At 59.9% G+C, this 13,601-nt stretch carries 10 protein-coding genes; 6 read left to right on the plus strand and 4 right to left on the minus strand.

Annotated features, from left to right (window positions below):
• Positions 1–71 precede the first annotated feature (71 nt).
• From gatB to GJT30_09745, 4 genes are all read right to left on the minus strand, one after another.
• Complete coding sequence (gatB, locus tag GJT30_09730; GenBank protein ID MSM39883.1) at positions 72–1,511, minus strand: Asp-tRNA(Asn)/Glu-tRNA(Gln) amidotransferase subunit GatB; 1,440 nt, start codon at positions 1,509–1,511, stop codon at positions 72–74.
• Between the two features lie 156 nt (positions 1,512–1,667).
• Entirely contained in the window at positions 1,668–3,125 is a 1,458-nt protein-coding gene (gene gatA / locus GJT30_09735; GenBank protein ID MSM39884.1) for an Asp-tRNA(Asn)/Glu-tRNA(Gln) amidotransferase subunit GatA, read from the minus strand.
• Between the two features lie 216 nt (positions 3,126–3,341).
• Entirely contained in the window at positions 3,342–5,201 is a 1,860-nt protein-coding gene (locus tag GJT30_09740) for a cytochrome C (protein MSM39885.1), read from the minus strand.
• A gap of 293 nt (positions 5,202–5,494) precedes the next feature.
• A complete protein-coding gene (locus GJT30_09745; GenBank protein ID MSM39886.1) occupies positions 5,495–6,043 on the minus strand; it encodes a hypothetical protein in 549 nt (182 codons plus the stop codon).
• Positions 6,044–6,228: 185 nt separating this feature from the next.
• Between GJT30_09745 and glmU the strand changes: the two genes are divergently transcribed.
• The 6 genes from glmU to GJT30_09775 all read left to right on the plus strand — a co-directional run bounded on the left by glmU (position 6,229) and on the right by GJT30_09775 (position 13,572).
• On the plus strand, positions 6,229–7,605 hold the full coding sequence (glmU, locus tag GJT30_09750) for a bifunctional UDP-N-acetylglucosamine diphosphorylase/glucosamine-1-phosphate N-acetyltransferase GlmU (protein ID MSM39887.1): 1,377 nt from the start codon (positions 6,229–6,231) through the stop codon (positions 7,603–7,605).
• Positions 7,606–7,623: 18 nt separating this feature from the next.
• Positions 7,624–9,453: a glutamine--fructose-6-phosphate transaminase (isomerizing) gene (gene glmS / locus GJT30_09755; GenBank protein ID MSM39888.1), complete on the plus strand. Its 1,830-nt coding sequence runs from the start codon at positions 7,624–7,626 to the stop codon at positions 9,451–9,453.
• Positions 9,454–9,709: 256 nt separating this feature from the next.
• Positions 9,710–10,060 carry a hypothetical protein gene (locus GJT30_09760; GenBank protein MSM39889.1) on the plus strand — a complete coding sequence of 117 codons (351 nt, stop codon included), beginning with the start codon at positions 9,710–9,712 and terminating at the stop codon, positions 10,058–10,060.
• Between the two features lie 87 nt (positions 10,061–10,147).
• Complete coding sequence (locus tag GJT30_09765) at positions 10,148–11,011, plus strand: NAD-binding protein (protein MSM39890.1); 864 nt, start codon at positions 10,148–10,150, stop codon at positions 11,009–11,011.
• 630 nt (positions 11,012–11,641) lie between these two features.
• On the plus strand, positions 11,642–12,868 hold the full coding sequence (locus tag GJT30_09770; GenBank protein ID MSM39891.1) for a DUF1858 domain-containing protein: 1,227 nt from the start codon (positions 11,642–11,644) through the stop codon (positions 12,866–12,868).
• A complete protein-coding gene (locus GJT30_09775; protein ID MSM39892.1) occupies positions 12,865–13,572 on the plus strand; it encodes a hypothetical protein in 708 nt (235 codons plus the stop codon). Before GJT30_09770 ends, GJT30_09775 begins: the two co-directional genes overlap by 4 nt.
• Positions 13,573–13,601: the final 29 nt, after the last annotated feature.

Below are 13,601 nucleotides of genomic sequence, written 5' to 3' on the forward strand. Positions count from 1 at the left end.
TGCCACAGAGACGCGGAGGAAGCCTTGCTTTGTTCTCCGTGCCTTCGTGACTCTGTGGTGGACGTTGTCATTTATCCTTTCAGCTTCTTCACCAGAAGATCGTTCACCACCGCCGGATTGGCCTTGCCCTTGGAGGCGCGCATCACCTGGCCGACGAAGAAGCCGAAGACCTTTTCCTTGCCGCCGCGGTACTCTTCCACCTGGCCCATGTTGGCTGCCATGATCTCGTCGATGATCCTTTCGATCTCTCCGGTATCCGAAACCTGGACCAGCCCCTTTTCCTCGACAATGGCTGCCGGCGCCTTGCCGGTCTGCCACATCTCGTCGAAGACGATCTTGGCGATCTTGCCGGAGATGACCCCCTTGTCGATCAGCGCCAGGAGGTCTGCCAGCTGCTGCGGTGCAACCGGGCAGCCGGCAATGGTGAGGCCGGCATCGTTGAGGCCGCGGGTGACCTCGCCCATGACCCAGTTGGCCGCCCCTTTTGGCTGGGCTCCGGCTGTGAGGCAGGCCTCGAAATACTCAGCCAGCTCCCGGCTGGCGGTCAGCACCTCGGCGTCATAGGGGGTCAGCCCCAGCTCTTCCTGGTAGCGCTTCCGCTTGGGGTCGGGCAGTTCGGGCAGGGTGAGTTCCACCGCCTCGATCCAGTCGTTGGAGATGACCAGCGGCACCAGGTCGGGGTCGGGGAAATAGCGGTAATCGTGGGCCTCCTCCTTGCCCCGCATGGAGCGGGTGGCGCCGCTGTTCGGGTCGAACAGGCGAGTCTCCTGGACAACCCTGCCCCCCTCCTCGATCAGTTCGATCTGCCGCTCGATCTCGAATTCTATGGCCTGCTTGACGAACTTGAAGGAGTTGACGTTCTTGATCTCAGCCCGGGTGCCCAAGGTAGCGCTTCCCACCGGCATTACCGAGACGTTGGCATCGCAGCGGAAGCTTCCCTCTTCCATGTTGCCGTCGGTGATTCCCAGGTAGACTACGATCTGGTGCAGTTTCTTGAGATAGGCGATCGCCTCGTCGGCCGTGCGGATATCCGGTTCGGAGACGATCTCCAGAAGCGGGGTGCAGGCGCGGTTCAGGTCGACCCCGGAGCCGTCTCCCAGGCCGGACACGTCGGCATGGACCAGTTTGCCGGCGTCTTCCTCCATGTGGATGCGGGTAATGCCGATCCGCTTGACACCCCAATCCCCTTCAATATCCAGATGGCCGGCCAGGCAGATGGGGAGTTCATACTGGCTGATCTGGTATCCCTTGGGCAGGTCAGGGTAGAAATAGTTCTTGCGGGCAAAGACGCTGCGGGGTGAGATGCTGCAGTTGGTGGCAAGTCCGGCGCGGATGGCGTAGTCCACCACCTTCTTGTTCAGGACCGGCAGTGCCCCCGGCAGGCCGAGGCAGACCGGGCAGGTCTGGGAGTTGGGGCTGGCGCCGAAGGTGGTGGAGCAGCCGCAGAAGATCTTGGTATTGGTCTTGAGCTGGACGTGGACTTCGAGTCCGATGACAGGCTGGTAGTTCATCTATCCTCCGGCGGGTGTGGCTTTTCCGCCCTCTCTCCCCTCGTCTTCGCCCTCTCCGTTTGCGGCGCAGCGTTGCTACGCCTCCGGGGGAGGACTGGACGAGTGGAGAGACTTCGGGAAATCCGCACCCGTTAAGTTTTGGGGTACCTTACGTCTCTACAGTTTTGCCTTCATGGTATGCCATTGTGTCTCCTGCTCGAAGGCGTAGGCGGCACGGAGGATGGCCTCTTCGCCAAAGGGCCTGCCGACAAGCTGCAGGCCGATGGGGAGGCCGTCCCGGCTTTCGCCCGCCGGCACGGAAAGGGCGCAGGTTCCAGCGAGGTTGACCGGTATGGTGAAGATGTCGGACAGGTACATCTGCAGCGGGTCGTCGATCTTTTCGCCGATCCGGAAGGCAGGGGTCGGGGCGACAGGGGTCAGGATCACGTCGATCTGGTCGAACGCCTGCAGGAAATCGTGGAGAATCAGGGTGCGGACCTTCTGCGCCTTGAGGTAATAGGCGTCGTAGTAGCCCGAGGAAAGGGCATAGGTGCCGAGCATGATCCGCCGCTTTACCTCGGGTCCAAAGCCTTCGGCGCGGCTCTTCATGAACATGTCGATGAGCCCGGCCGCCTCGCCGGCGCGATGGCCGAACCGGACGCCGTCGTAACGGGCGAGGTTGGAGCTCGCCTCGGCGGTGGCGATCAGGTAGTAGCAGGCCACGGCGTAGTCGGTGTGCGGAAGCGATATCCGGACAAATTCCGCACCCAGGCTGCGGTAGGTGGCGATGGCATCGTCCATGGCCTTTTTCACGTCGGGATCGAGCCCTTCGATGAAATACTCGTCAGGAAGGCCGATCTTCATCCCCTTGACGCCCGCGGCAAGGGCTGAGCGGTAATCGGGGACCGGCATATCCACGCTGGTGGAGTCATTGGGGTCGTGCCCCGCAATGGCGCCGAGCAGGATGGCGCAGTCGGTGACGTCCCGCGCCATCGGCCCCACCTGGTCCAGGGACGAGGCATAGGCGATCACCCCGAAGCGGGAGACACGGCCATAGGTCGGTTTGAGCCCGACGCAGCCGCAGTGGGATGCGGGCTGGCGGATGGAGCCGCCGGTATCGGTGCCGAGCGTGCCGGCTGCCTGCTGTGCGGCGATGGCCGCTGCCGAGCCGCCCGACGAGCCGCCGGGGATGTGCTCCGGGTGCCAGGGGTTGCGCGTTGGGCCGAACGGACTGTTTTCGCAGGAAGAGCCCATGGCGAATTCGTCCTGGTTGAGCTTGCCGACCAGCACGGCCCCGCGCGATTTGAGCCGCGTCCAGGCAGTGGCGTCGTAGGGGGGGATATAGTGCTCCAGCATCTTCGAGGCGCAGGTGGTGCGGATCCCCTTGGTGACGAAGATATCCTTGAGGGCGAGCGGGATGCCGGTGAGTATGTCCACATCTCCCGCCGCGATCCGGGCATCGGCCTCTGTCGCAGCCTGCCGTGCCGTATCTGCGGTTACGGTGATGAAGGAATTGACCGTCGGGTTGGTGGACTCGATGCGGGAGAGGTAGGCTTCGGTCGCTTCCCGAGCCGAGACCTCCTTGCGTTTCAGTTTGTCATGCAGCTGGTGGATGGTCAGCTCGAAGAGTTCCATCGGGGCTCCTTGCGCAGGTGAATCGGCTCGCGCTATCCGGAACAGGGCGCGCCAAGGCGTAACTATAGCAAAATCTGCCGGGAAATGCACCCCTCAAGAGCGGGATTCCGCCGAACGGTCATGTGCCGACAGCGACTGTTGCCGTACATTGGGGCTGGACGCAAAAAAAGGGGGGATGCCATCGGCACCCCCCCTGAAGACTGCAGCCCTGCTGGATTAACCGTGACCGCCGCCGGTCATGAAGGCGAAGATCATCAGCACCACCAGGGTGATACCGGTGATAACGGCGCAGAAACCGAAGGCCTTGACGAAGAAGTCATAGGCAATGCCGCTGGTCTTCTTGCAGGCATATTTCTCCATGATTCCCAGATCCTGGTAGCGTTTCCATTGGTCGCCACGCTCTTCCAGCAGCTCTTCCTTGGAGATCTGGCCGTTGAAGATGACGAAGTCCATGGGGAACTTCTCCGGCCGTCCGTGGGTGTTGAAGAAGTGGACGGTGAAGATGAAACCGGTTGCCAGGAGCGCCTCATCGGAGTGGACGATGGTGGCGATGTTGAACATCCATCCCGGCAGGAAGAGGCCGAAGAATTCGGGGAACCAGAGCATCAGACCCGATCCGCCGATGGCGAACATACCCCAGAAGACCGCGATGAAGTCGAATTTTTCCCAGTATGTCCAGCGGTCGAAGGTCGGTTTCGGCCCCCGGAAGAGGAACCAGCGGACCATGCCGGTGACATCCTTGATGTCGCGGAAGGTCGGCATCAGCGAGTCGGGACCGAACATTCGCTGCAGCCAGTTGCCCGGCAGGTCCTTCCTGACGAAGAGGAAGTGGAAGGAGAGGAGCAGAGCCCCGGCGAAGTAGACAAAGGTGATGCCGGCACAGGCGCGGTGGATGAGGCCAGCATTGGCTGAGCCACCGTACAGGTTCATGAAGACCTTGGCCCATGCTTGGTCGCTGAACTTCAGCGGCAGGCCGGTGAGGGAGAGGCCGAGGAAGCTGATGATGACCAGCAGGTGCAGGAAGACGTGGCGCTTCAGGAAGCGACGGTACTGCTTGTGCGGTTCTTCGACGTGCGCTTCGTGGTGCGTGCCCTTATGCATGGCGGCCAGCTTCTCACGATTGTCGACAAAGCCGCGGAACATCCAGAGCAGCGAGTGGATCCAGAAGACGACGAAGGTGGAAACCAGCAGGCCGGTCATGGCCATCAGGGTCCAGTAGAGCAAAGGATATTTGTCCCGGTCGGCCTCGCCGTGGGAATAGTACTTGGCAAAGAGCGGCGTTGCCTTGGGGTGGCACTTGGCGCACATGTTCACCAGGTTCTTCGGGTTGACGCTGGAGTTGGGGTCGCTCTTGGGGAGGACATTGTGGGCGGTGTGGCAGTCTGCACAGCCCGCCACCTTCTCAGGGAAGCCGAGACGGTAGTTTTTACCGTGATAGCTCTCCATGTAGGTCTTGACCGCCACGTTGAAGACGTTGTTGCGCTGCATCATCTCCTTGTTGGCGTGGCACTTCAGGCAGACCCTGGTATGGAAATCGCGCTCGGCATAGGAGCCCTTGGGGCCGAGCGGTTTGATGTCATGCAGGTTGTGACAGTCGGTGCAGGCTGCGGAGTCTTGATTGCCAGCGGCCACGGCCTTGCCGTGAACCGACTTCTGGTAGACCGCTTCCTTGTCGTGGCACTGGATGCATTTGGCAACGGCAATCCGCTTGTCCTTTTTCCAGTAACGGTGGGTGTGGATGTCGGTGTGGCAGTCCGCGCACATGACCCCCTTCTGGATATGGACGCTGTCGTAGTGTTCAGCGTTCTCTTTCTTGTGGCACCGCTCGCAGCGAACCTTGTTGACCTTGGTTTCGCCTTTCATGTGCTTGGCGAGGTCGACGATCTCTACGTGACAGCTGGTGCAGGCATTTTTGCCGTGTACCGATGCGGCGTAGGCGGCAGCCGAAATCTTGCCGCTGTGGCAGCCGAGGCAGGTGGCCGGGTCGATGGCCATGCCCTGTTCGGCCTGTACCGGCAGGGCAAATGCCAGCAGTACCGCCAGGGAGGGAATGAGTCTGAAAAACATCTGCAACATGCAACTCCTCCTGAACTGAGAGTGTATAAAGGTGAGGTGTTCGAGGTATTAAATTATGTGTGGCAGCCCGCGAGGTGGCTGCCACAATGCAATGCCGGGAATGTATACGGGGGATGTAAACGATGTTTTAGAATGAATCCCCATGATTAGTTTATAATCCCGGCAATACTAATACACGCGAATGAGCAAAAGCAACAAAAAAGCTATACACTGTACATTTTTTATGCACAGTCGTTGATTTGAGTCCGGAGGTTTTCGGTGAGGGGGTTCGCGCTGCTCCGGATACAGCCGCGTCAGCTTTTGGGACGAGCCTTGATTTTCGGTTTGCCGTCTTCCACGACGACCCGGAATTCAATTTTATCGCAGCTGTATTTCTTCTGTAGGGTTGGTTTCTGTTTTTCGAGGGCGGATTGGATCACGTCGTGCGTGATGTTGTCGGTTCTCATATTGCAAGCCTTGCGGGCTTCGATGTATTGCTGGTAGACACCGTCTATTTCCTGGGGGGCCAGGGGGCGTTCACCGGGAGTGGTCGGCAGTTTGCCTTTAAGCTGATGCATCTCCATCCTGAATCGGTCACGGGAATACTTCCCTTCTTCCATGAGGCGCAGGATCCTGTTCCAGTGCTGTTTGTAGGTGCCAAGACGCGCCACCAGGGAGTTGTAACGGAACTTCACCATGGTGTTGGTAATGGGGGTGGCGGAGTAGCGGCGTGCGATCCTCTCCACATCTTCCAGCAGACGGACCGGTTCCCGTTTCTCCAGTCCGAGAAAATACTGTTCGTACCTTCTGACCAACTCGTTCAGCTTATCCTCGAAGAGGGCAATCTCCTCGGCAATCCCCATTGAATCCTCCACACGCAAATATAGCTGCAACCTAGCGACATGTAAAGCCAAAAACCGACGGGGGGCAGTTGTTGCCACTGCCTGGGCCTGCGGATGAAATCTGCCTAATTCCTTGACGCTCCTCCTCTCTATTGTATAAAGTAACCAGATCGCTGACCGGCCGGAATTCCAGAGGAGGGTGAAGCATGAGCGAGGTGGCAGCTGTAATCCTTGCCGCGGGCAAGGGGACCAGGATGAAATCGGACCTGGTCAAGGTTCTGCACCCGGTGGGGGGGATGCCGCTGGTGGCATGGCCGGTGATGTCCGCCCGTCAGGCCGGTGCGGGCAGGATGGTGCTGGTGGTTGGGCACCAGGCCGACAAGGTCCAGGAGTATTTTGCCCGCGAAGAGTCGCTGAGCTTTGCCGCTCAACTGGAACAGCTCGGCACGGGGCATGCTGTTGCCTGCGCCCGTGAGGCCCTGGCCGGATTTGACGGAACGGTGCTCATCCTCTGCGGCGATGTTCCGCTTATCCGGGGAGAGACCCTCAGTGCCATGCTGGCTGAACATCGTCAGCGCAACGCCACCCTGACCGTCCTGACGACACATCTGGAAAATCCCCATGGGTATGGCCGGGTGGTCAAGCGGGAGGGGGGACGGGTCCTGCGCATCGTGGAGGAGAAGGATGCCACCCTCGACGAGCGCCAGATCAGGGAGATCAACTCCGGTATCTACTGCGTCGAAGCCGGCTTCCTCTTTGATGCGGTCGCCAGCCTCTCCAACGACAATGCCCAGGGGGAATATTACCTGACCGACATCGTCACCCAGGCTGCCGAGCGTGGCCTGATGGCCATTGCATTCTCCATCGACGACCCGAACGAGGTGATGGGGGTCAACGACCGCGTGCAACTGGCCGCGGCCGGGACGCTCCTCCGTCGCCGGATCAACGAAAGCCTGATGCTGGCGGGCACGACCATCGTCGACCCGGCCTGCACCTACATCGACGGCACGGTGCGGATCGGTACCGATACCATCGTTTACCCCAATGTGCAGATCAGCGGCAATACCGTCATCGGTACGGGGTGCGTCATAGAGCCTTCCGTCGTCATCCGGGATTGCCGCATTGCCGACCGGGTCACCATCAAGGCTGGTTCGGTCATGACCGGTTCCACCGTCGGCGAGGAGACTGCCGTCGGACCGATGGCGCACCTTCGCCCCGAAACGGCGTTGGGTGCCCACGTGAAGATCGGCAATTTCGTCGAAACCAAGAAGATCGACATGGGGGATGGCTCCAAGTCGTCGCATCTTACCTATCTCGGGGATGCCACCATCGGCCGCGACGTCAACATCGGCTGCGGCACCATCACCTGCAACTACGACGGGGTGAAAAAACACCGGACCGTCATCGAGGATGGCGTCTTCGTCGGCAGTGACGTGCAGTTGGTGGCGCCGGTCACGGTGGGGCGCAACTCCCTCATCGCAGCCGGCACTACCGTAACCCATGACATCCCTCCTGATTCCCTTGCCATTGCCCGCTCGCCGCAGGTCAACAAGGTGGGGTGGAAGTTGAAAAAGCGTGAATAGAAGATTGGAGATAATCCCATGTGCGGAATAGTCGGATACACCGGGGGCCAACAGGCGACCCCCATCATTCTCGAAGGGCTCAGAAGGCTCGAATACCGAGGTTACGACTCGGCAGGGGTCTGCACCATCAAGGACGGCTGCGTCGAGATCAGGCGGAGCGAGGGGAAACTGGTCAACCTGGAGCGGCGCATCGCCGAGCACCCCCTTGCCGGCACCATCGGTATCGGCCATACCCGCTGGGCCACCCATGGCCGCCCTTCCGAGACCAATGCCCATCCGCACCAGGCCGGCTCCATCATCGTCGTGCACAACGGCATCATCGAGAACTATCTGCAACTCAAGGAGATGCTCTCCGGCCGGGGGTGCCAGTTCAGGAGCGAGACCGATACCGAGGTGATCTCCCACCTGATTGAGGAGCGGCTCAAGGAGGCCGGCGATTTCGAAAAGGCCGTACGGACTGCCCTGCAGGAACTTCGCGGTGCCTATGCGGTCTGCATCCTCTGCGACCGGGAGCCCGAGACCATGATCGCAGCCAAGCAGGGCTCCCCCATGGTGGTCGGGCTCGGCGAGGGTGAATTCTTCGTGGCCTCCGACATCCCGGCGATCCTCTCCCATACGCGGGAGATGGTCTTCATGGAGGATGGGGAACTGGTTGTCTTCCGCGGCAGCCAGCCCGCCTTTTCCACCGTGGCGGGCAAGCCGTTGGAGAAGAAATCGCGGCATATCGACTGGTCGCCGCTGATGGCGGAAAAAGGGGGCTACAAGCATTTCATGCTCAAGGAGATCTTCGAGCAGCCCAGGGCCGTGCGGGATACCATTGCCGGCCGTCTGCGCGAAACCGAAGGGGATGTCTTCCTGGAAGACCTGAAGCTCTCCGATGCGGAGCTGGGCGACATCGAGCGGATCTACGTCGTGGCCTGCGGGACCTCCTGGCATGCGGGACTGGTGGGGAAATTCCTCATCGAGGAGCTCTGCCGGATTCCGGTCGAGGTGGACATCGCCTCGGAGTTCCGCTACCGCAACCCAGTGGTTAACGACAAGACCCTGCTGCTCCTCATCTCCCAGTCCGGCGAGACGGCCGATACCCTGGCAGCCCTGCGGGAAGGGAAGGCGCGAGGGGCGAAAAACGTTGCCATCTGCAACGTGGTCGATTCGTCCATTGCCCGCGAGGCCAACGGTGTGGTCTATACCCATGCCGGCCCGGAGATCGGCGTTGCGTCCACCAAAGCGTTCGTCACCCAGTTGGTGGCGCTCCATCTCTTTGCCGTGCGGCTTGGCCGCACCCGGGGCACCGTCGACCGCGAACAGGGGCGCCGGCTCACCGCCGATCTGGTGCACAGCCCCGCCGTTCTCGAAGCGGCCCTCAAGCTCGAACCGCAGGTGGAGAAGATTGCCCGCATCTACATGAATGCCCGCGATTTCCTCTATCTGGGGCGCGGCAGCAGCTATCCCATCGCCCTGGAAGGAGCTCTCAAGCTGAAGGAGATCTCCTACATCCACGCCGAAGGCTACCCAGCCGGCGAGATGAAGCACGGCCCCATCGCCCTCATCGACGAGAACATGCCGGTGGTGGTCCTGGTCCCCAGGGACCGTCATTACGAGAAGGTCGTTTCCAACATGGAAGAGGTCATCGCCCGCGGGGGGAGGGTTATCGCCGTCTGCAGCGAAGGTGATGCCGAGGTCCGGCAGAAGGCGGAGGTCTGCCTGGAGATCCCGGCCTGCGCCGAGGCGCTCCTGCCACTCATCCTCTCCGTGCCGCTGCAGCTTCTGGCCTATCACGTGGCAGTCCTGAAAGGGACCGACGTGGATCAGCCGCGCAACCTTGCGAAGAGCGTGACTGTGGAGTAGGCGGGTATCCGTTCTCGTTATGGGAACAGATATAACAGGGTACTGGAAAATAATGTTGGGGACAGAAGGGGCGGTGATTGTTGCACCGCCTTTTTTTTGGGTCACGTCCTGAAACGGGTTAAGCAAGTACAGACTTGAAAATTGAAATGCTATAGCGATATATAAAGTTCCATACATGTACCATTTCCTAAAATTCCCTTATGGTGTAAGCTTCCACCATTGATCCCCCATCTCATTTTTCCTGAGGACTGAATTCATGCGCTCGAAATCAACAAAATCGTGTCCAGTAGGCGAGGAGCTGGAACCCCTATTGGAGGCCATCCGCCATCGTTATTCCCATCTGTCCGATGCAAAGTGTCAACGGAATATCTTCCTCAAACGACTGCAGACATTGACGCGCTTCGGTGCCGAGGCAATGGATTACGAGGAGCCGCAAGTGGCAGAGCTCCCGAAGGAGTTGGAGATCGGCTTTGCCGTCTGTCACCCTGAGTGCGGCAATCAGGCCTTTGTCGTTATGGACGGGGGACCGCAGGGGTGTGATTGTTGCGGCGGTACCATGATGCCGATGAAAACGAGGGTCTACCGGATCAAGAGGCAAACGGGTTGATGCAAGGCCTCAATGCTGAACATGCAGGCAGCACTCTGACTCTTCCCTGTCTTCGGTGGGAGCTTACGCGCAAATAGAGGAGGCTACATGAACATCGGGTTTGTCGGACTGGGGATCATGGGGAGTGCAATGGCAGCCAATCTGGTAAAGGCCGGCTACCATCTGACGGTTTGGAATCGCTCCCCCGAGAAGTGTGAGCCGCTTGTTGCATCGGGCGCCAAGGCTGTGCCCACGCCCCGGCAAGTGGCAGAAACCTCAGATATCGTGTGTGCGATGATGGCTACTCCTCAGGCGGTCTTGGCAGTCCGCGACGGTGCCGACGGTATCCTGGCAGGAATGGCGCCGGGCAAGGGATACCTGGATTTTTCCACGATTGATCTGGAGACGTCGAAAGAAACGGCGCGCCTGGCGCGGGAGCGGGGTGCACTGTTCCTCGAAGCGCCGGTTGCGGGCAGTCGCAAACCAGCGGAAGATGCTACGTTGACCATCATGGCTGCTGGAGACAGGGCACTCTTCGATACGGCACTGCCGGTGATGGAAACAATGGGTAAAAAGATCCTGTTCCTGGGCGAAGTCGGCAATGCAGCCCGTATGAAACTTGCCAACAACCTGATAATGGGGGGGATGATGGCGAGTCTGGCAGAGGGGATGGCGCTTGCGGCACGAAGTGGTCTGGACCTTTCCCAGTTGCTCGAAGTGCTTGATTCCGGCGCCATGTCCAACCCGATGTTCCGGTTGAAAGGTCCGGCAGTCGCCGCCAATGCTGAATTCCCGCCTGCCTTCCCTCTCAAGCATATGCAGAAGGATCTGCGGCTGGCTCTTCGACTCGCCGAAGAAATCGGTCAACCGCTCTTTGTCGCAGCGACGGTCAACGAGCTTTACAAGGATGCCCTCGCCTCCGGGTGGGGCGAGTCTGATTTTGCCGCAGTAAGCCGCGTCGTCAGGAAGTAGGTGCGGAAAGTAGCCCGTAGGTGGGCGGGGTCGGAAGTGTGATGTGAATATGTGAAGATGGGTGGCGCATGAAAGGGAAGAGGACACGTTTTCGAAGTGTTACCCTGCGACTGCAGTGAATCCGAAGCGCACAATTTGATAGTATGCTCGTTTAAAATTATTTTTAGTAGACTGTTTTTTTCTGTATCGAGTGATAAGATTGAATCAGCTTGAAGGTAGCTTAAATCATTCAAAAGGAGGCTTGCATATTTTATGGAAGATACTCCACCGGGCAGCATGGTTTAAGAAGACGCATCACTCGCCGGTGAAATCAATTCACCGCACCGATACCTGAACAAAAAAAAGAGGAGTGAAAAAGAAAACCCACCAAGCCATTTGGTGGGTTTTCTTCATTCATCAGCTTGAGGCCGGGCGAAGGTCCGTGATTACTTCCAAGGCAGCCCACCAGATTGTGCCGAAAGTTACGGCACCCATTGTTCCACCCTTTCTGCAATGATGAAAAAATAGCCGGAATAGCTACGTAATTTACGGCGTGAAGCTTGGCATACGTTATGTAATGCCTGACATAGCGAGTTCCGGTCAGGTTGATCTGCGTCGGCTATCGCCATTACAGGAGCAAAGGACCCTGCCATGTCGTGTATGCTCGATTCCACCGTCAGTGAAGTCATCGACCGTTACCCCGAAACGCTCCCGGTCTTTAGTGCCAATGGGCTGGGAATGTTTGCGGACGACGGAGCCCGTCACATCTTCGGGGCTGCGGTCAGGCTGCGAACGGTTCTCCGTGCCGCCGGGATCAATGCCGACCTGTTTTGCAGCATGCTGGACGACGTCGTGGCTACCGCGTTGTCCCGTGCCGATCTCCGGGCTGCGTCCTTTCCTGCAGCTGAGAACCTCAACCTGTTCGCCCTGCTCCCCTGCCCGCTCAAGGTGCCGCTGGAGGAGGCGTTCAACGGCTTCCTGGCGACTCTGCCGGCAGAGCAGCACGCCCGGCTCACCTTCCGGATCGAGGGGAATGCCAACAACCAGATCGATTATGCCGATTATGCCGATCATTTCGAGACCTTGGACGACATGCCGGACATCGTCATTACCCCCGGTTTCAACAGTTTCTTCCACCCCCACTTTGTCGAACGTTTCATCAGGACCGGCCGGTTCGCCAGTGTCAACGGCTTTGCCGGCGACCGACACCTGTCAGCCATGGGGATAACCGACCCGGACGGGCACTACACCATGCTGGCCATGAACCTACTGGTGCCGGTGGTGGACCATGGCAGCCTGGGGACCCGACCCGTGCCCCAGTGCTGGGCAGACCTGCTCAGGCCGGAATACGAAAAGAGCATCGCCATCCGCGGCAATCGCGACGGCACCTTCTGCGAGACCCTCCTGCTGGCGCTCTACAAGGATTTCGGCATGGAAGGCCTCTCCTGCCTGGGGCGGAACGTTGCCTGGGGCTGGCACCCGTCCCAGATGGTCAAGGCGGCCGGCAGCGGCCGGGAAGGGAGACCGGCCATCAGCGTCATGCCGCTCTTCTTTGCCAACACCATAAAAAAGCGCGACGATGTCAGCATTGTCTGGCCAATGGATGGTGCCCTGGTCAGCCCGGTCACCATGCTGGTCAAGGCGGACAAACGGGAGGAGTTGCGCCTGTTGACCGATTTTCTGGCCGGGCCCGAGGTGGCGGGCATCTGCGCCGGCGCAGCCTTTCCGGCACTGCATCCCGAGGTGGACAACCGGCTGCCGGACCGTGCCACCTTCAAATGGATCGGCTGGGACTACGTGAAGAATAACGATCTCAAGACGCTGATCGCCGCCACCAATGACGCCTTCCTCCGGACCTTCCACGGTACCGGTTCATGAGACTGGTCACCGTCGCCGGACCACCGTCCTCCGGCAAGACCGCCGTCACCATCAAGGCCATTGCCTCGCTGCACCGGGAAGGGGTACGGGTCGGCGTGGTCAAGTTCGACAGCCTCTCCACCCAGGACCAGTCGCTGTACGAAAAGCAGGGGATAGCGGTCACCACCGGGCTGTCGGGCAACCTCTGCCCCGACCATTTCTTTGTCAGCAACGCGAGCGACTGCCTCTCCTGGGGGAAGGAGCTGGGTTTCGACCTCCTGGTAATAGAGAGCGCCGGGCTCTGCAACCGCTGTGCGCCCCATATCCAGGGGGTGCTCGCTGTCTGCGTCATCGACAACCTGAGCGGAGTCGACACCCCGAAGAAGATCGGGCCGATGCTGAAGATGGCCGATGTCGTGGTTGTCACCAAGGGGGACATCGTCTCCCAGGCCGAGCGGGAGGTCTTTGCCCACCGGGTGCGTCAGGTCAACACCAGTGCCGTTATCCTGCACGTCAACGGCCTGACCGGGCAGGGGGGGCACGAACTGGGCCGGTTGCTGCTGGACGCCCCCGAAACCACCGACCTGGAGGGGAAGCTCCTCCGCTTCTCCATGCCGGCGGCCCTCTGCTCCTACTGCCTCGGCCAGCGGCGGATCGGCAGCGATTACCAGATGGGCAACGTCAAAAAGATGGATTTCCCAAAGGGTGAGCCATGCACGCCGTGACCCCCGACCGAACCCTTGTTGCGCTCCCC

Origin of the sequence: Geobacter sp. (genome assembly GCA_009684525.1) — a bacterium.
GTDB lineage: Bacteria > Desulfobacterota > Desulfuromonadia > Geobacterales > DSM-12255 > Geoanaerobacter.